The following is a 25,713-nucleotide window of genomic DNA, read 5'->3' on the forward strand; positions in this document are numbered from 1 at the left end:
GAAATGCGTCACGGTGAATTCCTGATGCGCTCACGCCGGCGAAATCCGGTCGTAGCTGGCCGGTTGGCTAGGGACCTAAGGCCCCGATCCGGGGACCTATGCCTCTGGGTTCCCGGCCCGGCCGTCAATAACGTTCGGGTTGGCCACGTTGATGCCAGGGTGATCGAGTGAAGGAGAGGCCGCGATGACCAGCCGCGAGTCGGGTCCCGCAGTCGTGGTAGGTATCGACGGTTCGAGAACGGCTCTGCACGCCGCGCTGTGGGCGATCGACGAGGCGGTCGCACGGGACGTTCCACTGCGCCTGGTCTATGTCATCGAATCGCCACCGGTGTCGGGCGGTATCGCGGGACACCAGGCGGCTGCCCGCGCGGCGTTGTTCGACGCCCAGCAAGCCGTCAGGGCGACGGGCAAAGAGGTGGTGATCGAAACCGAAATTCTGTGGGGCCGGCCGCTGACCAAACTGATGCAGGAGTCGCGGACGGCGTCGATGATCTGCGTCGGGTCGATAGGGCGCAATCACGCGCACAGTGGTGAGGGCTCGGTGGCCGGGGCCCTGGCCGGATCCTCGCTGTGTCCGGTGGCGGTGATACACCGGTCGCACGACGGCACGACCGCGCCCACGATCAGGCGGGTCGTCGCGGAAGCGGACAACGGAGCCGTATTGCGCCATGCGTTCCAGGAAGCTCGCCTTCGCGGCGTCCCGTTGCGCGCTGTCTCGGTGCAGCGGCCTCACTCAGCGGACTCACCCGGCGACGGAAACCGCTTGGCGCAAGCGCAGTTACACCGCAGGCTGACCCGCTGGACGCGGCTGTATCCCGATGTGCGGGTGGAGTCGGCCATCGTCCGGGGGCACGACGGCCGCTATATGGCTGACAATGAGGCGCCGGGTCAGCTCTTCGTCACCGACGCGCACGCCGCCCAGGTGCGCAGCGTGTACAACGCGGGGTCCTCGGTGTTGACCGTGCGCAGCGGCAACCTTTAGCGGCGACTTCGGGAGTGATGCCTTGGTAAGAGTCTTCCTGGTCGATGACCACGAAGTGGTGCGACGCGGCCTCATCGACCTGCTCGGTGCCGACCCCGAACTCGACGTCGTCGGCGAAGCCGGCTCGGTCGCCGAAGCGATGTCGCGGATTCCGGCGGCGGATCCGGATGTCGCGGTCCTCGATGTCCGGCTGCCCGACGGCAATGGCATCGAACTGTGCCGGGACCTGTTGTCTCGCATGCCCGAACTCCGGTGCCTGATCCTGACGTCCTACACCTCCGACGAAGCGATGCTGGACGCCATCCTGGCCGGCGCCAGCGGCTACGTCGTCAAGGACATCAAGGGCATGGACCTGGCCCGCGCGGTCAAGGATGTGGGCGCCGGCCGGTCGCTGCTGGACAACCGCGCGGCCGCGGCCCTGATGTCCAAACTGCGCGACGCCACCGAAAAACAGGACCCGTTGTCGGGCCTCACCGAGCAGGAGCGCGCATTGCTGGCCCTGCTCAGCGAGGGCCTGACCAACAAGCAGATCGCCGATCGGATGTTTCTCGCCGAGAAGACGGTGAAGAACTACGTGTCCCGATTGCTGGCCAAACTGGGCATGGAGCGGCGAACCCAAGCCGCGGTATTCGCAACGGAATTGAAGCGCTCGCAAGGTGCCGGCCGATGACCGTCGGTGAGCCGGACGAGACCGGTCCCGACGAGGTCGCTCTGCAACCGTTCCGGCAGACCCTTTCCCAGTTGCGGTTGCGGGAACTGCTCGTCGAGGTGCAGGACCGGGTCGAACAGATCGTCGAGGGCCGCGACCGCCTCGACGGCCTGCTGGAGGCCATGCTGGTGGTCACCTCAGGGCTGGAGCTCAATGCCACACTGCGTGCCATCGTGCACTCGGCGACGGATCTGGTCGACGCCCGCTACGGCGCTCTGGAGGTGCACGACGGCGAACAACGCGTGATGAACTTCGTCCACGAGGGCATCGACGAAGAGACGGTGCGCCGCATCGGCAACCTGCCCCAGGGCAAAGGCATCATCGGCCACTTCATCGATGAGCCGAAAGCGCTACGGCTGGATGATCTTTCGAAGCACCCGGCGTCGGTCGGATTTCCGCCGCATCATCCGCCGATGCGGACGTTCCTCGGGGTGCCCGTGCTGGTTCGTGAGGAATCCTTCGGCACCCTGTACCTGACCGACAAGACCAACGGGCAGCCCTTCACCGAAGACGACGAAGTGCTGGTGCAGGCTCTGGCGGCAGCGGCGGGTATCGCCATCGCCAATGCGCGGCTGTATCAAGAGGCCAAGGAACGGCAGTCCTGGATCGAGGCCACCCGTGACATCGCCACCGAACTGTTGTCCGGCACGGAACCCGCTACCGTGTATCGCCTGCTCGCCCAAGAGGCGATCAAACTGACCGCCGCGAATGCGGCCCTGGTCGCCGTCCCGCTCGACGAGAACGTCTCCCATACCGACGTCGCGGAACTGATGGTGATCGAGACGCTCGGCTCTGAAGTTGAAAATGTTGCGGGACAGACCATTCCCGTCGTCGGCACGGCGCTGGGAGAGGTGTTCATCAAAGGTATGCCACGCCAGATCGAACGGCTGGACACCGAGGGCCTGGCCGGCCTGGACGATGTCGGCCCGGCGTTGCTGCTACCGCTGCGGGCCACCGGCACCGTGGCGGGCGTGGTCGTCGTCCTGGGCCGAGGCGGTGCGGGATTCTTCACCAACGACCAACTCGAGATGATGGCCGCGTTCGCCGACCAGGCCGCGCTGGCACTGCAGTTGGCGACGTCGCAACGGCAGATGCGAGAACTCGATGTGCTGACGGACCGCGACCGGATCGCGCGGGATCTGCACGATCACGTGATCCAGCGCCTGTTCGCGGTCGGGCTGTCCTTGCAGGCCGCGGTGCCGCGGGCCGGAGAACCCCAAGTGCAGCAGCGGCTTTCAGGCGCGATAGACGAGCTGCAAGGCGTCATCCAGGAGATCCGGACCACGATTTTCGACCTGCACGGAGCCTCGCAGGGCATCACCCGGCTGCGTCAGCGCATCGACGCGGCCGCCGGTCAGTTCGCTGACTCCGGGTTGCGTACCAGCGTGCAATACATCGGGCCGCTGTCGGTGGTCGACAGTGCACTGGCCGACCACGCCGAGGCCGTGGTGCGGGAGGCGGTCAGCAACGCCGTCCGGCACGCGAGAGCGACGGCGTTGACGGTGCGCGTCAGGGTCGACGACGACCTGTGCATCGAGGTCGGTGACGACGGTTGCGGTATGCCCGAGCAGTTCACCGGCAGCGGACTGACCAACCTCAGGCGGCGCGCGGAGGAGGCCGGTGGCCAGTTCACCGTCGACACAGCGGCCTCGGGTGGGACGCTGCTGCGGTGGTCGGCGCCGCTCGTTCAATAGTTACTCGGGCCAGTCGACGACGCGGACCAGTCGGCGCCGTGGAGTGGCCGGCAACGGATCTGCGTTGATCGGGGCCCAGCCGACCCGCAGCAGCATCTGCGGATAACCGCTGTCGCCGAACACGTCGGCGCGGACCGCGGCGCGGGTCTCCGCAATCTCCAAAGGCTCGGTGATGGGGCAGCACGCCAGACCCAGCGCCGTGGCGGTCAACAGCACGATGCTGGTCGTCTCCCCGGCCCGCAGTTGCGATAACCGATCGTCCTTCTCGGTACCCAGTGCCAGGATGACGCCGCAATCGTCGGCCGGTGAGATGCCGGTCGGCTGTGCCAGCCCCGGGCCCGCGAACAACCGTGCGGGGATCGGCGAGTGCGGGTCCGACGGCGGCGCGTTGCGCGCCGGCACTCCGGCCACCGCGCCGTATCGTCCACTCCACGTGGTCAATTCGCGCATATAGGCGTCGTCGCTGGCATGGTCGGAAACGGCGCGCGCCACAATGCTTTTCATTCTCGCCAGCGAATCGACCTGGCGGAGCATGACGCCGCTGCGAGCCGCGCGGGCGGCCATCTGCGCGATGTCGCCACCCGGTACCGGCCACGAACTGTACGCGCGCCGGTCGGTCCGGCGCCGGGGGATGGCCGCTGCCAGGGCGATGTCGGACTGATCCGGCGCCTGCGGAACCACCTCGATGGTGGCCAGGTGGCGCGGATCTGCGGGTTCGGGAAAGCGACTTACCTTGGCGTGCCAGCCCATTGACGCCAGTGCGACGACACAGTGATGCAGCGCGACGCCACAGCTGATGGTCAGGTCCCGGCCGTCGGGATCGGTGCTCTGCAGCTGCATGTCCGGTTCGGAGAACAGGTCCAGGCTTGCCGCGCCCACCCGCCACCGCCAGGGCTGCGTGTTGTGGATCGAAGGGGCACGGGTGGCCAGGGTGAGGACCGTTCGCAACGTGTCGGCGTCGGGGAATTGGGCGTTCATCGGGGCTGAGCCCTTCCTGTCCATGACTGTGGTCACGCTCTCCAGGATTGTCGGCACCGCGCGACCCGCGTCAGAGGACGAAGCCCCGGCAGCGTGGGACCTTTGGCCCTGCTCCCGGCACCGCTGACAGCGGATAGTGAAACTGAGAGTTGCACATAACTGGGAGGCGCTGATTCATGGACCACCTGACGACACTGGACGCAGGGTTCCTCAAGGCCGAGGATGCCGATTCGCGGGTCAGCCTTGCGATCGGGGGTCTTGCGGTCATCGAAGGGCCGGCACCCGAGCAGAGTGAGTTGATCTCGGTTTTCGCGCAACGGATCCGGGGTTGCCCGCGGTTCGGTCAGCGCTTGCGACTGCACCCGTTGGATCTCGGTGCGCCGGAGTGGGTTAATGACCCCGGCTTCGACATCCAGCGCCACGTGCGCCGGGCCGCGCTGCCACATCCAGGTGACGACCGCGAGCTTTTCCGGTTGATTGCCGACGTGATGGCCCGGCGTCTGGACCGCGATCGGCCGCTGTGGGAGGTATGGGTCATCGAGGGACTCGCCGACAATCGCTGGGCGATGCTGACCAAACTGCACCACTGCATGGCGGACGGCATCGCCGCCACGCATATCCTCGCGGGGTTATGCGACGACGGGGTCAGCAGTGCTTCTCACCGTGGGTTGCCCGCGGCGAGGAAGATCTCGAAAGAAGGCCCCGCGCAACGGAAGCCGCTTCTAGAGGGTTTGGCGCAGGCGTCGGCCGCACTCACGGCCGGTGTCGTCCGTGCCGTCCAGGGCGCCGGTGAGATCGCCGCGGGTCTGTTGATTCCGTCCGCGTCCGCCCTGAACGGTCCGCTCAGCGACCAGCGCCGATACGGCGGGGCGCGGGTGGCAATGGCCGACATCGAACTGATCGCCTCGACGTTCGATGTCACCGTCAATGACGTTGCGCTGGCTGCGATTACCGAGAGCTATCGCAATGTCATGGTGGAGCGCGGGCTCACGCCGCTGCGCGGATCATTGCGGACACTGGTCCCCGTATCGGTGCGGTCTGCGGGTGCGGCCGGCGTGACGGACAACCGGGTGTCGTTGATGTTGCCGAATCTGCCGGTGGACGAGGAGAACCCGGTGGAGAGGCTGCGGACCGTGCACGACCGGTTGGGCCGCGCGAAGTCCAGTGGTCAGCGACAGGCGGGAAATGCGTTCTTGTCCTTGACGAATCGCATCCCGTTCGCATTGAGTGCTTGGACCGTCGGGTTGTTGATGCGTTTGCCGCAGCGCGGTGTGGTCACGGTGGCCACCAATGTGCCGGGACCGCGCCGACCGCTGCGGATCATGGGCAGGCAGGTGACCGGGCTCTATCCGGTTCCGCCGCTGGCGATGGACCTGCGCACCGGTGTGGCGATGCTCAGTTACGCCGGCGAACTGTTCTTCGGGATTCTCACCGACTACAACGCGGTCGGGGACGTCGATCAACTGGCGCGCGGCATCGAGGCCGCGATCAGGCGGCTGGTGACAATCAGCAAGCGCCGCAGGAACCCTCCGACCCGTGGGCCGCTGTCGTTGGTGGTCTGACGGTGGCGGCACGGGATCTGGTCGATCGCGCGGATATCGAGGCATTGCTGTACCGGTTCTACGGCACGGCGTTACACGACGAGGTGCTGTACGACGCCTTCACGGAACTGAGAGCCGCCGGGCTGGACGGACACATCCCGACGATGAGCGACTTCTGGGAGACCGTGCTGTTTCGCGCGGGCCGCTACCAGGGCAGCGCATTGACCGTACATCGGGACCTGCACAGCCGAACTCCGTTGACGGCAGGCCACTTTGTCCGCTGGTTGACCCTGTGGCACGAGGCCGTCGACGAACTCTACGACGGACCGGTGGCCGAGCACGCCAAGCTGCAGGCCGCCCGGATCGCCTGGTCGATGAACCGGCGGTTGAACGGTGCCGACGCGCGTGAGCTTGACGCGCTCCTCACGCGCTGAGTCCTCAGGAGGCGGTCGCGTTGTGGTCCGGTTCCGGACCGAACACGAAGCGGCGGCCGGTGATGTCATTCGGGGTGATGCGGACGAAGTTCGGCTTGGCCGTCGCCACCCACGGGTACAAGCCGGCCTTGTCCGCCTGCTGGATGTCGGCGTCGGCCTTCAACAGCTGCGCACGCCCGCGCACGATCACACTCCAGCCTTCGGCGACATTGTGGTCGTCGGCCTCGAAGATCACCGTGCGATTGGCGACGGCCGAGAAGAGTTTGGTGCCCTCGGCCGTCCGGAACAACACGGTCCGGTTCTGCACCACGAAATTGACCGGGAAGATCTCCGGTTCTCCGCCGAAGTTGGTCACCAATCGGCCGAGCGAGGCCGTGCCCAGCAGATCCCAGCTCTCGCTTTCGGACAGGACGGTGATCGGCTCATTGCTCATTGCTCATCCTTTCGGAGTGTCTGGCGTGGGGCGGATTTCGAGGACGGCATGCAGAGGACGGCGTGGTGTCGGTGCGGGCACAGGTTCCATTGCCGGGGCGATGCCGACCCGGATCAACACCTGGGGCTCGCCGCGCCGGCCGATCAGTTCCCGTACGATGTCGCGGCTCTCACTCGATTCGATCAGGTGGGTCAATGTGCAGGTCGCCATTCCGGCCATGGTGCATTCGAGTAGCACGCTAGAGAGTACTTCGCCGCAGCGCAGAACATCGGCTTTGGTGTCGGTGGGTGTCGACAACACCAGAATTTTAGACCAGTCGGTCGCGATCCCCGGGCGGCGATCCTGGTGGCCACGGACCGGGAACTCCCGGGCAACATCAACCCGCAGGCGTTCAGTGTCGGATGCCAGCGAGGACGGGGGCATGCCTTCCGATAGGGCGAATGGCGAAGTCCACCAATCGAGTTCGGCATGATAAGAAGCGTCGTCACGGCGCAGTTCCTCGCTCAGCTGCGATGCCTCGGCAAGCCTGAGGCGCTGCTCGTCGGCGAGCACGTGCAGGGTGGCCACCTCGTCATCGAGCGCTTCGCGCAGCACCGGTTCGAAGTGGTCCCAGTACATGGGCCGGTCGAACGGCAGCCGATCGGTGTAGCGCTGCAGGATCGCTTCGGCCCGATTGCGATGTGCCGAGGTGACGAGATCGATCGGACGGAATCGCAGGGTGGCCAGATGCCCGGGGTCGTTCGGGTCGGGCAACCGGGTGATGGTGGCCCGCCAGCCCGCCGCCGCCATGGCGACCTCGAGATGATGGAGTGTCGCGCCGCAGCTGATCAGTGCGCTACGCCCGGAATGGTCTGTGGCGGGAACGGTCCGGTTGCGATCGGCGAACAAGTGCACGGCGTTATGGTCGACGACCCAGCGCCACGGTTGACTGTTGTGGATCGACGGCGCCCGGCAGGCCAGCAAGACTGCGCTCTTGACGGTCTCGATGTCCACGCCAGGCACGTTACGGATGGGCGCTGGCGAGGGGTAGGGACCTTGGTCATTCGGCGGCATGCCGTGTGTCACCGTTCCGGCGGCGACGTTCGACGGTGGAAAGTGATATCGCCTGTGATATCAACACCTTTCGGCCTTCGCGGCGATCCGGACTTGTCAGTGGCCCTCCATAGAATTGGGGTATGGCATCGAGTACGCGTGAGGAGATCGTGGAGGTCTTCAATGCACTCGACGCCGCTGTTGATCGCCTGTGTGACTTGACGTTCGATGCGTTGACCACCCCGGAGTTCCTGCGCGGCATGGAGCGCCTGGAAAAGGTGCACCGCCGGATGCGCACACCCCAGCACACGTTGATCAACCACCTCAAAACCCAAGCGACCGAGGAAGAACTCGGCGGCAAACTGCCCGCGGCGTTGGCTGAGCGCCTGCGGATCACCAAAGCCGACGCCAACCGGCGCATCGCCGAAGCCGACGACCTCGGCGAACGCCGGGCGTTGACAGGCGAATCATTAGGGCCACTGTTGGGCGCGACCGCCGCCGCCCAACGCGAAGGTCTGATCGGTGACGCGCACATCAAGGTGATCCGCGACTTCATCGCCCACCTGCCCAGCACGGTGGATGTCGACACCTGGGAAGCCGCCGAAAAGGACCTGGGCGGCAAGGCCTGTGACTTTCGCCCCGACCAGGTCGCCAAATACGCCCACGAACTCATGGCGCTGCTGCACCCCGACGGCGACTACACCGACGACGAACGCGCCCGCACACGCGGCCTGACCCTGGGCCCCCAGCAATACGACGGCATGTCCCGGCTCAGCGGCCTGATCACCCCCGAACTACGGGCACTACTCGAAGCCGCCTGGGCCAAACTCGCCGCCCCCGGCACCGGCATCCCCGACGGAGACACCGACACCCGCAGCCAACCCCAACGCAACCACGACGCCATCATCACCGCCATCCGCGAACTCTTCGCCTCCGGCGAGTTGGGCACCCACAACGGCCTACCGGTCTCCATCATCGTCACCACCACCCTCAAGGACCTCGAAGCCGGGGCCGGGCGCGCCCGCACCGGCGGCGGCACCCGCATCCCGCTGCCCACCCTGATCGGCTGGGCCGCCACCTCGCATCACTATCTCGCGGTCTTCGACGGCGCCAAACCGCTGGCGCTGTTCCACGCCAAGCGGTTTGCCAACCTCGCCCAGCGACTGATGCTGCTGGCCAAAGACGGCGGCTGCACCCGCCCGGGCTGCGACGTCCCCGGCTACCACGCCCAGGTGCACCATGCCAGCGGCTGGACGAACACCCACGTCACCGACATCCACGACCTCACCCTGGCCTGCGGCATTGATAACCGTCTCGCCGATAAAGGCTGGACCACCCGCAAGAACGCCAACAGCGACACCGAATGGCTACCGCCCGCCCATCTGGATCACGGCCAACCGCGAATAAATACATTCCACCACCCGGAGAAACTGCTGGCACCGGATGACGACGAACCGAGTTGACCGCGCTTCGCAATGCGGCCCGCACCTGGCATCCTGAACGGATGGCAGGCAATGAGCTGGACCCCATCCGGGCTAGAAGCGCTCTGGCAGTGATCAAGCAGAACCCCGGCATCGTGCTCTTCGCGGTGTCACCGCTGATCGCGCTGGTGGCTGTCACCTGGTACTTCGCCGGTGCCGGCTGGGGAATCATCCTGGCACTGGTGCTGCTGGTCGCCGGCGGCGCACTCGTTCTCCGCAAGCGCTGACACCACCGGCATGCGTTCCTGGTGGGGGTGGGGCACGCTCGAACAAGCCCTCACCGAGCAAGAGACCAAAGACCTGGTGGCACGGGTTGCGGCCATGCTGCCCGGTCACGACCTCACCGACCACCCGCCACCCGACCCGAACGCGCTCGGGTTACCCAGCCCGCGCATCAGCCCGCCGCAGTCCCTGGCCGCGTTGTGCTCCGCCCAGGTGGTGGACCGGGCCGGGCACGCGCGGGGCAAGGCTTTCCGCGACGTCGCACGCAATCTGCAGGGGCGCCTGGATCATTTACCCGACCTGATCGTCCGGCCGCGGCGCGAACAGGACGTGATCGACGTACTGGATTGGTGTACCCGCGAAGGGATTCCGGCTATTCCCTACGGCGGAGGCAGCTCAGTCGTCGGCGGCGTTGAGCCCCGCTTCGACGGGCCCGCAATCACCCTGGATGTCAGCGCAACGAGCGCGGTGGTCGAGGTGGACCAGGTCAGCCGTGCCGCGCGGATCCAGGCCGGCGCACTCGGTCCGTGGATCGAAGACCAGTTGCGCAAACACAACCTGACCCTGCGGCACTTCCCTCAGTCCTTCGCGTTCTCCAGCCTCGGCGGCTGGTTGGCCACCCGCGCCGGCGGACATTTCGCCACCCTCTACACCCACATCGACGACCTGACCGAATCGGTGCGCGTGGTCACCCCGGCCGGCGTCAGCGAGTCGCGCCGGCTGCCCGGCTCGGGCGCGGGACCGTCCCCGGACCGGCTCTTCGTCGGCTCGGAGGGGACCCTCGGCGTCATCACCGAGGCATGGATGCGCTTGCAGTACCGCCCGCGCTGGCACGTCACCGCGTCGGTGGCCTTCGAGAGCTGGCCGGCCGCGGTCGCCGCCACCCGCACCGTCGCGCAAGCGGGTCTGTTTCCCGCGAACTGCCGGTTGCTCGATCCTGCGGAGGCATTCCTGAACGCCGGAGTACCGGTGACCGGTGGCCTGCTGGTGCTGGCCTTCGAGTCCGCCGACCATCCGATCGACCCCTGGCTGAACCGGGCGCTGGAAATCACCGCCGAACACGGCGGCACGGTCATCTCCCGGCGCAACCGCGAATCCGACAGTGAGAGAACAGAAGAAGACGCGTCGACCAACTGGCGCTCGTCGTTCCTGCGCATGCCTTATCAACGAGATGCCCTGGCGCGCCGCGGTGTCATCGCCGAGACATTCGAAACCGCTTGCACCTGGACTCAATTCGAGCATCTGCACAACGCGGTGACCCGTGCCGCCACGGACGCGATTAAAAAGGTCTGCGGCACCGGCGTGGTGACCTGCCGGTTCACCCACGTCTATCCCGACGGCCCGGCGCCGTACTACGGCATCTATGCCGCCGGCCGCTGGGGTGCCCTGGACGCGCAGTGGGACGAGATGAAAGCCGCTGTCTCCGAAGCGATCAGCGCTACCGGCGGCACCATCACCCATCACCACGCGGTAGGTCGCGACCACCGCCCCTGGTATGACCGGCAGCGCCCCGACCCGTTCGCCAAGGCACTGCGCGCGGCCAAGCACGCGCTGGACCCGGCCGGCATCCTCAATCCCGGCGTGCTTGTGGGGTAGTCGCGGCGGCCCGTGCTCAGCCGTGCCCGATGTGCAAAAGCCTAGCGAGGTTGGGCAGCTTGACCCGGGGGCGGCCATGCGGCTCACCGGCTGAGCGCTCGAACTGGTCGATGACGTCCCAGTGCTCCGAGGTGATCACCTTGGGCTGCCGTTCGGTCAGCCAGTCCGAAATCCGGTCGGCGTGGTCTTCGGGGAACTCAGCCAAGGAAGCACCTGCCAGATCGGCGATCAACGTGTCGACGGTCTCCTGGGAGTCGCTCTTGTTGGTGCCGATGACGCCGGTCGGACCGCGCTTGATCCAGCCGACGACGTATTCGTTGCGACTGCCCTCGACCCGGCCCCCGGTGTTGGGAATGGTGCCGCGCTTCTCGTCGAACGGCAGCCCAGGGGTGGGCACGCCGCGGTAGCCGACCGAGCGGACGACCAACTGCACGGGGAGTTCCTCGCGCTCGCCGGTGTCCTTGGCTGATACCCAGCCGCTTTCGTCGGTGACCAGTTCGTTGCGACCGAGCACGATGCTCTCGACGTGCTCCTCGCCCTTGATCTCGATCGGAGAGGTCTGGAACCGGAACACGATTCGGCGATGGCCCGGGCGCGGCTCGCGCTCCGCATAGCCCCGCAGCACCTTGATGTTCTGTTTGGTGGTCTTGCCCGCGGCCTCGGCGTCCTCGTCGGTGATGCTCTCGAACTGGGCCGGGTCGACGATCACGTCGACACCTTCGAGCTCGCCGAGCTCACGCAACTCCAGCGTGGTGAACGCCGTCTGCAGCGGACCACGGCGGCCGATGATCACCACCTCTTCGACTCCGCGGGGGCGCAGCGACTCCAACGCATGGTCGGCGATGTCGGTGAGCGCCAGCACGTCGGGGTCGGTCACCAGAATGCGGGCGACGTCGATCGCGACGTTGCCGTTGCCGACCACCAGGGCGCGGGCGCCCGACAGGTTCGGTGTCTTCTCCTCGAAGTGCGGGTGCGCGTTGTACCAGCCGACGAAGTCGACCGCGGAGATGCTGCCCGTCAGGTGCTCCCCGGGAATGTTGAGTGGCTTGTCCGACTGGGCCCCGACGGCGTAGATAACCGCGTCGTAGTGCTCGGCGAGTTCGTGCGCATGGACGTGTTCGCCGACGGCCACGTTGCCGAAGAACCGGAAGCGGGGGTCGGTGGCCGTCTTGGCGAACTGTTTGCTGATCGACTTGATCTTCGGGTGGTCGGGTGCGACGCCGGAGCGCACCAGGCCCCACGGTGTGGGCAGCATCTCGAGCATGTCGACGGCCACATCGATCTCATCGGAAGTGTCGGCCGCCTTCAGCAGGGACGCGGCGGCAAAGAAGCCCGACGGCCCGGAGCCGACGATGGCGACGTGATAGGGACGCATGTAGAAGGATGCTAGACGGTGGTGCCGGTAACGTTGTCGCCTGTGGAACCTGACCGTCAAGCAGATATCGCCGCACTTGACTCCACCCTGACCACGGTGGAGAGGGTGCTTGACGTCGAAGGTCTGCGCACCCGCATCGAAAAACTCGAGCAGGAGGCGTCCGACCCCAACCTGTGGGACGACCAGGCGCGCGCGCAGAAGGTGACCAGCGAACTGTCCCATACCCAGGGCGAATTGCGCCGCGTCGAGGAGTTGCGGCAGCGGCTCGACGACCTGCCGGTCCTCTACGAACTGGCCGCCGAAGAAGAGGGGCCGGCTGCCGACGCCGCCCTGGTGGAAGCCGACGCCGAGCTCAAGGCGCTGCGCGCCGACATCGAGGCCACCGAAGTCCGCACTTTGCTGTCCGGCGAGTACGACGAACGTGAGGCATTGGTCACAATCCGCTCCGGAGCGGGCGGGGTCGACGCCGCGGACTGGGCCGAGATGCTCATGCGCATGTATATCCGCTGGGCAGAGCAGCACAAGTACCCCGTCGAGGTGTTCGACACGTCCTACGCCGAAGAGGCCGGCATCAAGAGCGCGACCTTCGCCGTGCACGCACCGTTCGCCTACGGAACCCTGTCGGTGGAACAGGGCACCCACCGTCTGGTGCGAATCAGCCCGTTCGACAACCAAAGTCGACGTCAGACGTCTTTCGCGGAGGTCGAGGTGCTGCCGGTGGTGGAGACCACCGACCACATCGAGATCCCCGAAGGCGACCTGCGCGTGGACGTCTACCGGTCCAGCGGTCCCGGGGGGCAGTCGGTCAACACGACCGACTCGGCGGTTCGTTTAACCCACATCCCAACGGGTATTGTCGTGACTTGCCAGAACGAGAAGTCGCAACTGCAGAACAAAGTTTCAGCGTTACGAGTGCTTCAGGCAAAGTTGTTGGAGCGCAAGCGTTCCGAAGAACGCGCGGAGCTGGACGCCTTGAAAGGCGACGGCGGCAGCTCCTGGGGAAACCAGATGCGGTCATACGTGCTGCACCCCTACCAGATGGTCAAGGATCTGCGCACCGAGTTCGAGGTGGGCAACCCGGCGGCCGTCCTGGACGGAGACATCGACGGATTCCTGGAAGCCGGGATTCGGTGGCGCAACAGAAAAGATGACGACTAATAACCTCGCTTTCCACGTAAAGGGCATTGCCTCCGCGGCACAGCGATGGCATGACTTCTGGCGCGGTCCGATCGGTGAGTGGATCATCACCAGGGGACTGCGGGTTGCCATGCTGCTCATCGCCGCGGTGCTGGCTGCCCGCTTTGTCAGCTGGGTAGCCCAGCGGATCTCCCGCCAGCTCGACCTGGGCTTCGCCGAGAGTGACGCGCTGGTGCGCTCGGAGGCGACCAAACACCGTCAGGCCGTGGCCTCGGTGATCCGTTGGGTGTCGATCGTGATCATCGCGATCATGGTGATGATGCAGATCGCCGACGTGCTGCAGTTCTCGGTGGGTGGCCTGGTCGCACCGGCCACCGTCGTGGGCGCGGCCCTCGGTTTCGGCGCCCAGCAGCTGGTCAAGGATCTGCTGTCCGGGTTCTTCATCATCGTCGAGCGCCAGTACGGCTTCGGTGACCTGGTGAAGCTGACCATTCAGGGTTCGACGACCGACGCCACCGGCACCGTGGAGAACGTGACACTGCGGGTGACCAGGCTGCGATCGGCCGACGGCGAGGTGTTCACCGTCCCCAACGGCCAGATCGTCAAGTCGGTCAACCTCTCCAAGGACTGGGCGCGGGCCGTCGTCGACATCCCGGTGTCGACCAACGCCGACCTCAACCGGGTCAACGAGGTTCTGCATCAGGAGTGCGAGAACGCCCAGAACAACCCGTTGCTGGGCGAGCTGCTGCTGGACTCGCCCACGGTGATGGGCGTGGAGAGCATCGCGGTCGACACCGTCACGCTGCGCCTGGTGGCCCGCACGCTGCCCGGCAAGCAGTTCGAGGCCGGCCGGCTGTTGCGGGTGCTGGTGATCCGCGCGCTGGCGCGCGCCGGGATCGTGACCGCGGCGGACGCGACGGTCGGAGTGGTCGACGACGCCGGGATGCCCGCGACCGACGAGGTGACCGACGCCGACACATCGGTGACGAAGCGATGAAACAGATCGGATTGAACCTGCTGCAGCGCGTCCGGGAGAGCCGGGAGCGGCGGACGCCCAGCCATCTGTTCGGCGGCCGGGTCCGTACTTCGACCGTGGTGCTGATCGTGGCGTTCTTCGCGCTGTGGTGGACCTACGCCACTTACCGTCCGCACCCGGAGCCGCCGCGCAGCGACACGCCTGGCCAAGTGGTGCCGCCCGGGTTCGTGCCCGACCCCGGCTACACCTGGGTGCCGCGCACCCGGGTGCAGCCGCAGCCCGTCACCACCACCCCCACGCCGACGCCGACGACCACGACAACCCCGCCGCCGCCGACGACGACGACCACCACGACGACACCGGGCCTGCCGTGCCTGCTGCCGCCGCCCTTCTGCCCGGCATCGACGACCCCGACCACACCGCCCGCCAACCAGCAACAGCCCGGGCTGCCGGGGCCCGGTTCCTCGCCTGGTCCGGGGCCCAGCTCACCGGCTCCGGCGCGCTGAGTTTCGCCCCCCGGCGAACCACCCCGCTACACTGGCGTGCCGTGATGATCACCCTGGAACATGTCACCAAGCAGTACAAATCGTCGGCACGTCCGGCCTTGGATGACATCAACGTCAAAATCGACAAGGGTGAGTTCGTTTTCCTCATCGGTCCGTCGGGCTCGGGCAAGTCCACGTTCATGCGGTTGTTGCTGGCCGCAGAGACGCCGACCACCGGTGACATCCGGGTCTCGAAGTTTCACGTCAACAAGCTGCGCGGGCGCAACGTGCCCAAGCTGCGCCAGGTGATGGGCTGCGTCTTCCAGGACTTCCGGTTGCTGCAACAGAAGACGGTGTACGACAACGTCGCCTTCGCGCTGGAGGTCATCGGCCGCCGCGGCGACGCGATCAACCGGGTGGTTCCGGAGGTGCTGGAGACGGTCGGCCTGTCGGGCAAAGCCAACCGACTGCCGCACGAACTCTCCGGCGGCGAGCAGCAGCGGGTCGCCATCGCCCGCGCGTACGTCAACCGGCCGCTGGTGCTGCTGGCCGACGAGCCCACCGGCAACCTCGACCCAGACACCAGTAAGGACATCATGGATTTGTTGGAGCGCATCAATCGCAGCGGCACGACGGTGTTGATGGCCACCCACGACCACCACATCGTCGACGCGATGCGCCAGCGTGTGGTCGAGTTGTCGCTGGGCAGGCTGGTTCGCGACGAACAGCGCGGCGTCTACGGGATGGATCGCTAAGTGCGCGTCGGATTCCTACTCAACGAGGTCGTCACCGGCATTCGTCGCAACGTCACGATGACGATCGCGATGATCCTGACCACCGCGATCTCCATCGGCCTGTTCGGCGGCGGTCTGCTGGTGGTCCGGTTGGCCGACAACTCGCGGGCCATCTATCTCGACCGGGTCGAGACGCAGGTGTATCTCACCGAAGACGTGTCGGCCAACGACCCCACGTGCGGCGGCGACATCTGCAAGGCGCTGCGCAACAAGATCGAGAGTCGCCAAGACGTCAAGTCCGTGCGGTTCGTCAACCAACAGGACGCCTACGCTGACGCGATCAAGAAGTTCCCGGAGTTCAAGGACGTCGCCGGCAAGGACTCCTTCCCCGCGTCTTTCATCGTCAAGCTGAGCAACCCGGACCAGCACGCCGAGTTCGCCGCGGCTATGGAGGGCCAGCCCGGCGTGCGCGGCATCCTCAACGAGAAGCAGCTGATCGACCGGTTGTTCGCGGTGCTGGACGGGTTGAGTAACGCCGCGTTCGCCGTCGCACTGGTACAGGCCATCGGCGCGATTCTGCTGATCGCCAACATGGTGCAGGTAGCCGCCTATACCCGTCGCACTGAGATCGGCATCATGCGTCTGGTCGGCGCCAGTCGGTGGTATACCCAGCTGCCGTTCCTGGTGGAGGCGGTGCTCGCCGCGACCATCGGTGTGGTGATCGCGATTCTGGGCTTGGTAGCGGTGCGGGCGTTGTTCCTGGAGGGGGCGCTGAGCCAGTTCTATCAAGCGCATCTGATCGCCAAGGTCGACTACGCCGACATCGTCTACATCTCACCGATCCTGCTGCTGCTCGGCGTCGCGATGTCGGGGTTGACGGCATACGCGACGCTGCGCCTCTACATACGGCGGTAGCGGTGGCCAAGAAGCCTCCCGGCCGACAAATCATCGCCAGCAACCGCAAGGCGCGGCACAACTACTCGATCCTCGAAGTGTTCGAGGCCGGCATCGCGCTGCAGGGCACCGAGGTCAAGAGTCTGCGGGAGGGGCACGCATCTCTGGTCGACGCGTTCGCCACCGTCGACGACGGCGAGATCTGGCTGCGCAACGTGCACATCCCGGAGTACCGGCACGGGAGCTGGACCAACCATGAGCCGCGGCGCAACCGCAAGCTGCTGTTGCACCGCCGCCAGATCGACACCCTGATCGGCAAGATCCGCGAGGGTAACTACGCGTTGGTGCCGCTGTCGATGTACTTCTCCGAGGGCAAGGTCAAGGTCGAGCTGGCGCTGGGGCGTGGTAAGCAGGCGCACGACAAACGTCAGGACATGGCCAAGCGCGACGCTCAGCGTGAGGTGATCAGGGAACTCGGTCGCCGGGCCAAAGGCATGGGCTGATGACCGAAGACCCCGTCATCAGGGAGCTCTCGGCGGCAGTCGAGCGCAGCCCGGACGTGGTCGAACTGCGGGTGCACCTGGCCCGGTTGCTGGCGGACAAGGGGCGCTACGCCGAGGCCGTCGGACACTGCAGCGCGGCGCTCACGCACGACGCAGGCAACGCCGACGCACTGAGCCTGCTGCAGCGTTGCAGCGCGGCGCTGTCGGGGCCGGCCGAGTCACAGTTCGACTGGCACAGCGCCGAGCAGCAGGTTGCCGACATCGTCGAACCGGCTTTCGTCGAAGGGTCCGCCGAGGACAGCGCTGACGTCGTGCACGAAGGCGACTACGACGTGCTGCAACGCAGCACAGTGGGCCTGGCCGACGTCGCCGGCATGCCCGATGTCAAACAGCAGCTTGAACTTTCGCTGCTGGGCCCCATCCGCAACCCCGACCTGATGAAGGCGTTCAAGATCACCGCGCGTGGTGGGCTGCTGCTGTACGGCCCGCCGGGGTGCGGCAAAACCCATATCGCCAAAGCCATTTCGGGCGAGCTGGGCGCCGGCTTCTACCACGTGGGCATCGCTGACGTGCTGAGCCGCTGGCTGGGGGAGAGCGAACGCAGCATCCGCTCGGTCTTCGACGTTGCCCGCCGTAATGCACCCTGCGTGCTGTTCTTCGACGAAGTCGACGCGTTGGGGCACCGCCGTTCGGCACTCGGCGGCAACTCGGGGATACGTACGGTGGTCAACGCGCTGTTGGAGGAACTCGATTCGGCCGGTTCGGCGAACGACGGCGTGTACGTGCTGGGCGCCACCAATGCGCCTTGGGACGTCGACCCGGCGCTGCGGCGCCCCGGACGTTTCGACCGGACCGTCTTCGTCGGGCTACCCGATGCCGAAGCCAGGGCCGGCATCGTCCGCTACCATCTGCGGGATCGGCCGGCGGCGGGCATCGACCTCAAAGCGGTGGCCGGACGCACCGAGGGATTCTCGGGTGCCGATCTGGCCCATGTCTGTGACAGCGCAACACAATTGGCGATGGCCGACTCGATGCGCAGCGGACAGGTGCGCCCCGTCTCGATGGCCGACGTCACCGCGTCGCTGGCGCAGATCCGTCCCAGCACCGGACCGTGGTTCGAGACCGCGCGCAACGTCGTCGAATTCGCCAACCGCGACGGCAGCTACGACGAGCTGGCAAAGTATCTGCGGCGCAGGAAAATTCGGTAATGACTCAGCCCGGCCCCGATCCGGTGGCCGAGGCCATCGTGGTCGCCGACGCTTACATCGAGTCGAAGAACTATCAGCGTGCGCGTGACGTGCTGCGGCAGGTACTGGCCGAGCACCCGAACGATCCCGGGCTGTTGGCCCACAATGCCCGCGCCGAATACCTGCTCGGCGACCATTCGCAAGCGGCTTCCAGCGCCTATGCCGCTCTGTCGGCCGCGCCGCACGACGAACTTGCCATGCGGATCTACGCACTCGCGCTGGATGGGCAGGGGCGCGGTCCGGAAGCGGTGTGGATGGCCTGGCGAACGGTCACGCAGCACCCGAATGAGGTTCTGTCCCATCGCCTTTACGCCCGCGTACTACAGAAGGCGCACCGGTACCACGATGCCCTGATCGAGGTCGACGAGGCGCTGCGGCTCTCGCCCGCCGATGTGGACACGCTGGTGCTGCGCGGCACCATCCTGCACGACCTCGGTTACATCGCAGAGTCGTCGGCCACCTACGAGCGGGCCCTGGCGCTGGATCCCGGCAATGCCGAGGCCCAGAACAACCTGGCCGTCAACCGGCTGCGCGGCGGAAAGTTCGGCCATGCGTTGCGCGGTTTTCTCGGGGCCGCGGGCAGCGACCCGACGCTCGGAAACCTGGTGCGCCGCAATATCGGTGCGGTCCTCGCGACCATCCTGCGCCGCGTCACCGTACTGGCGGTAATGGTGGGTATCTTGTGCGCGTTCGTCGGCTCGTCCCACGGCGGCACGGATTTCCGCACCGTGATGATGCAGGTGCTGATCGTGATGGGCGTCGTGGTGCTGATCGGGAACTTCGTCTGGCTGCTGCGCGCGGTGCCGCGCCGGACTTTTGTTTCGGCTGCGCGCGGCCGCGCCGGCGTTGTCGTGCGCATCGTGCATGCGGCGCTGGCGGCGGCTGTCGGGGCGGGTGCGGTGGCCTTCGGTGGGCCGTGGGCAATCCCGGCGGGAGTATTGGTGGCCGTCAGCGGCCTGTTCATCGTGAGGTTCGGCCTGCTCGTCTAGGTACTATCCACCCATGGCCGACCGTCCCGTCACCCTGCTCGACAAGTCCGACGTCCTGACGGGTCTGTTCGCCGTCTGGGATGACCTCGACGCATTACTGGGCGGATTGTCCGAGGCGGACTGGGAGAAGCCGAGCGCGCTGGCCGGCTGGGACATCAAGGCCGTGGTTTCGCACATCATCGGCACCGAGTCGTTCCTGCAGGGCGTCAGTCCTCCCGAACCCGACATCGACGTCAAAGCGCTCGACCATGTGCGCAACGACATCGGGGTGATGAACGAGTGTTGGGTACGCCACCTCAGTGAGGAACCGGGCGCGCAGGTGCTGGAGAAGTTCCGCGAAGTCACCAGTGCGCGTCGAAAAGTATTGGAGGCCATGACCGACGAGCAGTGGAACGCGGTGTCCTTCACCCCGGCCGGGCCGGACAGCTACGGACGCTTCATGCGGATTCGGGTGTTCGACTGCTGGATGCACGAACAGGACATCCGGATCGGTCTGCAACGACCGTCGTCCGACAAGGAACTGCTCGGACCGGCGTTGCGGTTGTCGCTGGACGAGGTCGAGACCTCGATGGGATTCGTTGTGGGCAAACTGGCGAAGGCGCCCGAAGGCTCGCGGGTCCTGTTCGACCTGACCGGCCCGCACGCGCGCCAGATACGGGTCAGCGTGGACGGCCGGGCGCAACTGGTCGACGACTTCGGTGACGCGGAGCCGACCGCAACGATCCGCGTCGACGCTTTGCAGTTCACCCGGCTTGCCGGCGGTCGCTCGTTATGCCCCGCGCGCAGCCAAGACGTCGGACTCGACGGCGATCGGGACGTGGCGGGACGCATTGTCGAGCGAATCAACTTCGTTATTTGACAATGCTTTTCGTCGCACGGAGCGACGTGGATCACACCTGGGATGAGGATGTTACTCGTCGGCCGAGATGGGTAGCCGACAGTTACGGGCGCCGTCGCGCCACCGAAATCCTCAAGACTCAGGGAGGTCTACAGATAATGACTGCACCAGATACGACCAGACTGCTCGCGCAGCTTCGCACTCTGCTCGATCTGACGAATACCGAGATTCAGATTGCCGAAACCCGGGTGATTCAGGCTCGCACCGATGCGGTACGCCGCGAGCTGAGCCAGAACGCTGAGAATGGCCGCGAGCGAGCCGAAGCCATTCAGGCGAGGATTCGGGACCTGGGCGGCTACCCCGACGTGATCGGCCCATTCCTTGGTCGCGCTGCCGCGGCCGTCAAGGCGCTGACCGAGCAGGCCGAGCCGTTTGACGAGGCACTGCTGGGTGACCTGGCGCTGGAAGACCAGCTGCTGGACCGCGCCCGCTACACCAAGGCGCTGGCGATCGCTGCCAAGAACAAGGACGTCGAGAACCTGGCCGACCGCCTGATCACCGCGCACACCGCGACGGTGGAATGGCTGACCACGGTGCTTGCCGAGGACGCCCTCGGCGGTCCGGCGGCGCTTCGTCGCACACCGGTGCAGATGGCTGCCGGCACCGCGGTGAAGCTGGTCAACCTGCCGGTGACCTGGTCGGCGCGCGGCATCGACCGCGCTGTCGAGAGCCTGCGCACCGCCGGTCCCGCGTTCCGCGAGCTGGTGGAGCGAGGCGGAAACGCCGGCGAGATCGCTGCCAAGGCGCTGTCGGCCTCGCAGAACGCCGCGTTGCGGGCCGCCGAACGCGTCACCCGTAACGAGGGAGCCGACGGTGCCGCCGACGCGCTGCACGAGGGGCGTGAGACGGTGGGCGTCCTGGACGCCAGTGAGTTGCCGATCGCGAACTACGACGACCTGAACATCGGTGACGCCGTCGCCGCGATCAAGGACCTGACCACTCCTCGGGACGTCCGCGTCATCATCGCCTACGAGGAGGCGCACAAGGATCGTCAGCGGATCGTTTCCGCCGCGCAGACCCGCGTCGCCGCCATCGCCAAGGAGGCCGTCGGCATCAGCTAGGCAGGATGTTTCGATCGAGTCCCCCCGGTCCGCTAACCGGGGGGACTCGGTTGTCTGCGGCCGATGCGGCCGGGAAGATAAATGCGTTGCCGCTGGTTGATAGAGGCGTACCATTGGTTGTCCTGCCGGGAAACCGGTAGGGGTGCTCGAAGCAACAAAGACAAGGGGCTGAACGGTTTCGACTTCGCGCATCGAATCAAGGGAAGCGTGCCGGTGCAGGCAAGAGACCACCGTAAGCGTCGTTGCAACCATATAAGCGCCGATTCACATCAGCGCGACTACGCTCTCGCTGCCTAAGCGACAGCTAGTCTGTCGGACCGGGAACGCCCTCGCCCCGGACCCCGGCATCAGCTAGAGGGATCAACCGATGAGTTCGGTCGCGGGACTCATCGGGACACCAACAGCGACTGGGATCGTCATCCTGGCTAGTTCGCGTGACCAGGAGATCCGAGCAGAGACATAGCGGACTGCGCACGGAGAAGCCTTGAGGGAATGCCGTAGGACCCGGGTTCGATTCCCGGCAGCTCCACAAAAGAAGATGCAGGTCAAGGTATAAAAGCTAGGCCTCAGGCACTTTTACGTCAACATGGGGTCAACAGGCCAGCGTTATGATGCCTCCATGGCGTCGCTGCGCACACGGTCCCGCAAAGACAAGTCAACCTACTACGCGGTCCTCTACCGGCATGGCGGCAAGCAGACCTCGACCAGCTTCGAGGACTTCGAGACAGCCGAGAAGTTCATGGGACTGGTCGACCGCGTCGGCCCGATGAAGGCACTATCGTCCATCGGCTCCGACCCGGCGCTGTCGACTATGACCGTTGGCGAGTGGGTCGAACGGTACATCGACCACCGCACCGGCTTGGCGAAGTCGACGCTTGCGGACTATCGGTCGTATCTCAAGAACGACATCGCTCCGACCCTCGGCCCGATCCCGTTGTCGGCGTTGACGAGGGAGGACGTAGCCAAGTGGTGCCAGGCCATGGCCGACGGAGGGAGTTCGGGCAAGACGATCTCAAACAAGACTGCCTTCCTGGCATCTGCGTTGAGTTCGGCGGTCGAGGCCGGTCGCATTCAGGCGAACCCTGCCTCCGGGCATCGCGCCCCACGCACTGAGAAGAAGGACATGGTGTGCATGTCCCGCGCCGAGCTTGGCAAGCTCCTCGAAGCCGTCACTGAGCATTGGCGACCGCTGGTCGAGTTTCTGGTCGTCTCAGGTGCACGGTGGGGTGAGGTGACGGCCTTGCGCCCGTCCGACATCGACGTGGACAACGGCACCGTGCGCATCACGCGGGCCTGGAAGCGCACCTACGCCGTTGGCGGGTACGAACTCGGAGCTCCAAAGACCACGCGGTCGGTGCGGACCATCAGCGTCCCGAAGTCGACCCTGGCCAAGCTCGACTTGACCAAGGAATGGGTCTTCACCAACAAGTCGGGCGGCCCGGTTCGAGGCAATGGATTTCATGAGAGGGTGTGGCAGCCTGCCGTGGAGCGGGTCTGGCCCAGTGCCGATGACGAAAGCCAGCGGGTACCGTCGCAGACCACGGTGCGGCACCCGCGTATCCATGACTGCAGGCACACTTGCGCCTCCTGGCTCATCGCTGCCGGGGTTCCGATGGCGACAGTGAGCCGCCACCTCGGTCACGAATCGATCCAGACGACCATTAATCTCTACACCCATTTGGATCGCAGCAATATGCAGGTCGCCTCGGAGGCTATGGAGAGGATTCTTCGCTGAGTACGCGTACTGCTCTCGGCGAAGGCAGTCTTCTTCCGCAACCCGTCCGCGAGGTGGGCGGCTTCAGCGGAATCGGTATTCGACAGTTGACGACACCATTCGTCCTGACACCGTGGAGTGCAGCCAGCCATGCTTGCAGCCCTACATGCTTTTCATGCCTGCATGGTTACATGTGAAACACATTGTCAGTAAACAATTTTGGTGAATTTGGCGATCAGATCTTACTTGCGGAGTAAGCATCCGTGCGTGTAGCGTCATGGGTGGAGAACCGAATGCAGCCTTTCGGCTTGAGGTGGATTAATCACCGCCCGGGACGCACCAGATCATCGGAGCCAGGTCGTGCTGGTCGGCATCCGATGGCGTGATTCGAAATGGCCAGCGCATCAAACGGTCAGAGCACGCCATTTGCATTGAATCGACACCCCCGCGTTGTCGTCTCATGCCAGCATTTCCGGAGTCCGGCCCGTGTCCAGCACTACCTGTGTCCGCGCTCATCGAGCCCGAGTCGCAGCACTAACCCGTCACCGCGATCATTCCGACCCCGAGTTGGCCGAGGCCCGCGAGCGGCTGCACGAGGAAGTGTTCGTTGCCGCCGTAGAGCGTGCCCTCCGGTCAGCGCTACCGATCCGGCCCGAGATCCGTGAGCGGGTCCTTCTGCTGCTGGCAGCTGGAGCCGTCGCATGAGCAACTTCAAGACCTACAGCATCGACGAAGTAGCAGAGGGTCTTGACTGCACGCCGCGCTGGCTCACGGAGCAAGTGCGGTCGGGTAGGTTTCCTGCAATCAAGATCGCCCGACATTGGCGTTTCACAAGCGCGGATGTTGAGGCGATTTTTAGCCTGTGCGCCAACAACTTTGATAGAGGAGCGGGAGGCTCCGTCACTGTCCCCGGCGTCGCCCGAATTGTCGGTCTCACTCCGCGTAGCCGTAGGCGGGTGCTGGGCCTGTGATTGCTCCGAGGTACACGGAGGATGGGCTATTGGCCATGTCGCCCCGGCCGCTCAACATTAGGGCTCATTCGGAAAGCTTGGCTGTCCTGCGGGTTGGTCAGTTCAGCCCACATGTGTGTCCTGAGCCGAGACACCGTGCACCAGCCCGCATGTACAGCAGGCCTCCTTGACCTGTCATTCGCATGTCCACAAAGAGTGATGCCCTCGGCTGCAACCGAAGGCATCGGACCCCTGAAATCTCACCCAGCGCAGAGGATCTCCCTGATGTTAGCGGATTCGAACGCTCCCCGGACAGGGGCGCGGCTGAACCGTGCCCGGAAAGGCGCTTCTGACGAGACTGCCGCAGAAAGCATTTCGATCAACCGCGCTTTGCCGCCGTGGGCAATGTCAGCCCTGCGGACCGGAATTGAGTGCAGGAAGCCCGACCTCCGCAAGGTTTGGGGCCTGTTTGTCGCTATCGCCATGTCCTGCCAGCGACGTGGCTGGACCCAAGTGCAGTACGTCGAGGAAATGTGGTCGCGGGAAACCCGGTTATTCGCCCGAGGCGAGAGGGTCTTTGGTCACTGGCCGTTGATGATTCAACTGCTGACCGGCGTCAAGGGCAACTCGAAGCGTGCTCAGCGACAAATCGACCGAGCCTGGGCCACGGCTAGTGAAAACCTTAAACGCGAGGGCACGCTCAAGCCCATCGATGAGTACATGACAGACCTGATCGGGGCGGCATACGCCTGGGAGGACCGCCTCGATGACGACGTGGACAACCTGTCGGACACCCAGAAGCAGGTAATGCGCTATGTCATTACGTCAGTACAGAAGAGACGTAACTCCAAGGTCACCTGTCCCTGCCGCGAGGTCGGTGCCATCGTCGGCATCCCGCATAGCTCTGCCAGTAACACCCTGAAGGAGTTGGCCAAGAGGGGATTTCTGGTCCTGCATGACTCTGGGTCCTACTCCGAGAATCCAAAGAACCGGAAGGCGGCGATCTATTCCCTTTCCGACCCGTTTGAACTCGCCCATGGAGGCCGTCAGTGAGCTTCCATGCCTTGGACATAGGAAACCCCTGGGAAGTACTCCTATGTCCAAAGTCAACAGGGCACTGCTCATCCTTTGAGAAAGAAATTGAGATGACGAGAAAGGCGTCCATGACATGTTCACGTCCGATACGGAGACGAACCCGTCCCGTCGAGCCGAAAGTGATCCGCTGATGGCGCGCAGAAGGACTCGGCGCAGCCGCGGTATTACTGACAATGAGCTTCTGGCTTCCGGCTGGGGCGAATTGAAGGGCACGGCAATGGTTAAGACCCGGCAAATACCATTTCCGACTTGCACAGCACCATTCAGCACCCGTCACCGCACTTTATGCGAGCGGCGCGGGCGCTGGTTCGAGGGGGCGACGACGTACAGTTTCGCTCAGACTTCTCGGGCGCGCTGCATAGCTGGTGCGAGCCCCACCGATTACCCCCGCTGCGGTTGCAAAGCCAATTGTCAGGGGCGAGCGACCAGAGCCCCCCGTCTGCCTCGAGTGTCACCTGATGCTCGCGGAAGGGTGCTGGTGGCTATGACAGTTTGATTCAGGACCGGTGTGACGGCCTGATTCAGGACCACCTTCTTTCAGACCGGTGTGTTG

The 25,713-nt window shown here is 65.4% G+C and carries 25 protein-coding genes and 1 other RNA gene; 22 read left to right on the forward strand and 4 right to left on the reverse strand.

What is annotated here, in order from left to right; genetic code table 11:
- Window positions 1-184: 184 nt before the first annotated feature.
- Genes AO501_RS22885 through AO501_RS22895 form a run of 3 tightly spaced genes read left to right on the forward strand, consistent with a single transcriptional unit; the run spans window position 185 to window position 3,385 of the window.
- The gene (locus AO501_RS22885; protein WP_055579900.1) at window positions 185-982 is read left to right on the forward strand and encodes a universal stress protein; all 798 of its coding nucleotides are present in this window, start codon (window positions 185-187) and stop codon (window positions 980-982) included.
- A gap of 22 nt (window positions 983-1,004) precedes the next feature.
- Window positions 1,005-1,652, forward strand: coding sequence for a hypoxia response regulator transcription factor DosR/DevR (gene dosR, locus AO501_RS22890; RefSeq protein WP_055579901.1), 648 nt, complete (start codon window positions 1,005-1,007; stop codon window positions 1,650-1,652).
- Window positions 1,649-3,385, forward strand: coding sequence for a GAF domain-containing sensor histidine kinase (locus AO501_RS22895; protein WP_055579902.1), 1,737 nt, complete (start codon window positions 1,649-1,651; stop codon window positions 3,383-3,385). The genes dosR and AO501_RS22895 overlap by 4 nt, the downstream gene beginning before the upstream one ends.
- Here the strand turns inward: AO501_RS22895 and AO501_RS22900 are convergent, their stop codons facing one another.
- Window positions 3,386-4,363: an Acg family FMN-binding oxidoreductase gene (locus tag AO501_RS22900; protein ID WP_055579903.1), complete on the reverse strand. Its 978-nt coding sequence runs from the start codon at window positions 4,361-4,363 to the stop codon at window positions 3,386-3,388.
- Between the two features lie 176 nt (window positions 4,364-4,539).
- On the opposite strand from AO501_RS22900, the gene AO501_RS22905 reads away from it, so the two are divergent.
- On the forward strand, window positions 4,540-5,925 hold the full coding sequence (locus AO501_RS22905; RefSeq protein WP_055579904.1) for a WS/DGAT/MGAT family O-acyltransferase: 1,386 nt from the start codon (window positions 4,540-4,542) through the stop codon (window positions 5,923-5,925).
- Between the two features lie 2 nt (window positions 5,926-5,927).
- A complete protein-coding gene (locus AO501_RS22910; protein WP_371934967.1) occupies window positions 5,928-6,338 on the forward strand; it encodes a group III truncated hemoglobin in 411 nt (136 codons plus the stop codon).
- A 4-nt stretch (window positions 6,339-6,342) separates the two neighbouring features.
- On the opposite strand, the gene AO501_RS22915 is transcribed toward AO501_RS22910, so the two are convergent.
- Together AO501_RS22915 and AO501_RS22920 are read right to left on the reverse strand one after the other, a co-directional pair.
- Window positions 6,343-6,771, reverse strand: coding sequence for a pyridoxamine 5'-phosphate oxidase family protein (locus AO501_RS22915; RefSeq protein ID WP_055579905.1), 429 nt, complete (start codon window positions 6,769-6,771; stop codon window positions 6,343-6,345).
- A 3-nt stretch (window positions 6,772-6,774) separates the two neighbouring features.
- On the reverse strand, window positions 6,775-7,758 hold the full coding sequence (locus AO501_RS22920; RefSeq protein ID WP_055579924.1) for an Acg family FMN-binding oxidoreductase: 984 nt from the start codon (window positions 7,756-7,758) through the stop codon (window positions 6,775-6,777).
- Between the two features lie 188 nt (window positions 7,759-7,946).
- On the opposite strand from AO501_RS22920, the gene AO501_RS22925 reads away from it, so the two are divergent.
- Genes AO501_RS22925 through AO501_RS22935 form a run of 3 tightly spaced genes read left to right on the forward strand, consistent with a single transcriptional unit; the run spans window position 7,947 to window position 11,102 of the window.
- The gene (locus tag AO501_RS22925) at window positions 7,947-9,266 is read left to right on the forward strand and encodes an HNH endonuclease signature motif containing protein (protein WP_055579906.1); all 1,320 of its coding nucleotides are present in this window, start codon (window positions 7,947-7,949) and stop codon (window positions 9,264-9,266) included.
- A 41-nt stretch (window positions 9,267-9,307) separates the two neighbouring features.
- Entirely contained in the window at window positions 9,308-9,511 is a 204-nt protein-coding gene (locus tag AO501_RS22930) for a hypothetical protein (RefSeq protein WP_055579907.1), read from the forward strand.
- 10 nt (window positions 9,512-9,521) lie between these two features.
- The gene (locus tag AO501_RS22935) at window positions 9,522-11,102 is read left to right on the forward strand and encodes an FAD-binding oxidoreductase (protein WP_055579908.1); all 1,581 of its coding nucleotides are present in this window, start codon (window positions 9,522-9,524) and stop codon (window positions 11,100-11,102) included.
- 16 nt (window positions 11,103-11,118) lie between these two features.
- Here AO501_RS22935 and AO501_RS22940 read toward each other — a convergent pair whose 3' ends face one another.
- Window positions 11,119-12,477: an FAD-dependent oxidoreductase gene (locus AO501_RS22940; RefSeq protein WP_055579909.1), complete on the reverse strand. Its 1,359-nt coding sequence runs from the start codon at window positions 12,475-12,477 to the stop codon at window positions 11,119-11,121.
- 42 nt (window positions 12,478-12,519) lie between these two features.
- Here AO501_RS22940 and prfB point away from each other — a divergent pair, with 42 nt between their 5' ends.
- From prfB to AO501_RS23000, 14 genes are all read left to right on the forward strand, one after another.
- Window positions 12,520-13,635: a peptide chain release factor 2 gene (gene prfB, locus AO501_RS22945; protein WP_055579910.1), complete on the forward strand. Its 1,116-nt coding sequence runs from the start codon at window positions 12,520-12,522 to the stop codon at window positions 13,633-13,635.
- Complete coding sequence (locus tag AO501_RS22950; RefSeq protein ID WP_055579911.1) at window positions 13,625-14,611, forward strand: mechanosensitive ion channel family protein; 987 nt, start codon at window positions 13,625-13,627, stop codon at window positions 14,609-14,611. Before prfB ends, AO501_RS22950 begins: the two co-directional genes overlap by 11 nt.
- Window positions 14,608-15,096: a hypothetical protein gene (locus AO501_RS22955; RefSeq protein ID WP_055579912.1), complete on the forward strand. Its 489-nt coding sequence runs from the start codon at window positions 14,608-14,610 to the stop codon at window positions 15,094-15,096. The genes AO501_RS22950 and AO501_RS22955 overlap by 4 nt, the downstream gene beginning before the upstream one ends.
- 44 nt (window positions 15,097-15,140) lie before the next feature.
- Window positions 15,141-15,830: a cell division ATP-binding protein FtsE gene (gene ftsE, locus AO501_RS22960; protein ID WP_055579925.1), complete on the forward strand. Its 690-nt coding sequence runs from the start codon at window positions 15,141-15,143 to the stop codon at window positions 15,828-15,830.
- Window positions 15,831-16,724, forward strand: coding sequence for a permease-like cell division protein FtsX (gene ftsX / locus AO501_RS22965; RefSeq protein WP_055579913.1), 894 nt, complete (start codon window positions 15,831-15,833; stop codon window positions 16,722-16,724).
- A 2-nt stretch (window positions 16,725-16,726) separates the two neighbouring features.
- Window positions 16,727-17,206, forward strand: coding sequence for an SsrA-binding protein SmpB (gene smpB, locus AO501_RS22970; RefSeq protein WP_055579914.1), 480 nt, complete (start codon window positions 16,727-16,729; stop codon window positions 17,204-17,206).
- Window positions 17,206-18,414 (forward strand): AAA family ATPase, encoded by a 1,209-nt coding sequence (locus tag AO501_RS22975; protein WP_055579915.1) that lies wholly within the window; start codon window positions 17,206-17,208, stop codon window positions 18,412-18,414. Before smpB ends, AO501_RS22975 begins: the two co-directional genes overlap by 1 nt.
- Window positions 18,414-19,442: a tetratricopeptide repeat protein gene (locus AO501_RS22980; protein ID WP_055579916.1), complete on the forward strand. Its 1,029-nt coding sequence runs from the start codon at window positions 18,414-18,416 to the stop codon at window positions 19,440-19,442. The genes AO501_RS22975 and AO501_RS22980 overlap by 1 nt, the downstream gene beginning before the upstream one ends.
- Window positions 19,443-19,455: 13 nt before the next feature.
- The gene (locus AO501_RS22985) at window positions 19,456-20,301 is read left to right on the forward strand and encodes a maleylpyruvate isomerase family mycothiol-dependent enzyme (protein WP_055579917.1); all 846 of its coding nucleotides are present in this window, start codon (window positions 19,456-19,458) and stop codon (window positions 20,299-20,301) included.
- Between the two features lie 137 nt (window positions 20,302-20,438).
- Complete coding sequence (locus tag AO501_RS22990; RefSeq protein WP_055579918.1) at window positions 20,439-21,401, forward strand: hypothetical protein; 963 nt, start codon at window positions 20,439-20,441, stop codon at window positions 21,399-21,401.
- 164 nt (window positions 21,402-21,565) lie between these two features.
- Window positions 21,566-21,933, forward strand: a transfer-messenger RNA (tmRNA) gene (gene ssrA / locus AO501_RS34580).
- Window positions 21,934-22,020: 87 nt separating this feature from the next.
- Entirely contained in the window at window positions 22,021-23,136 is a 1,116-nt protein-coding gene (locus tag AO501_RS22995) for a tyrosine-type recombinase/integrase (protein ID WP_055579919.1), read from the forward strand.
- Between the two features lie 680 nt (window positions 23,137-23,816).
- Window positions 23,817-24,086, forward strand: a complete 270-nt coding sequence (locus AO501_RS40790) for a helix-turn-helix domain-containing protein (protein ID WP_082658789.1) — start codon at window positions 23,817-23,819, stop codon at window positions 24,084-24,086.
- A gap of 264 nt (window positions 24,087-24,350) precedes the next feature.
- Window positions 24,351-25,118, forward strand: coding sequence for a hypothetical protein (locus AO501_RS23000; RefSeq protein ID WP_156452743.1), 768 nt, complete (start codon window positions 24,351-24,353; stop codon window positions 25,116-25,118).
- The last annotated feature ends 595 nt before the right edge of the window (window positions 25,119-25,713 follow it).

The sequence above is a fragment of the Mycobacterium gordonae genome, assembly GCF_001417955.2.
In the GTDB taxonomy this organism is placed as follows: Bacteria; Actinomycetota; Actinomycetes; order Mycobacteriales; family Mycobacteriaceae; genus Mycobacterium; species Mycobacterium gordonae_B.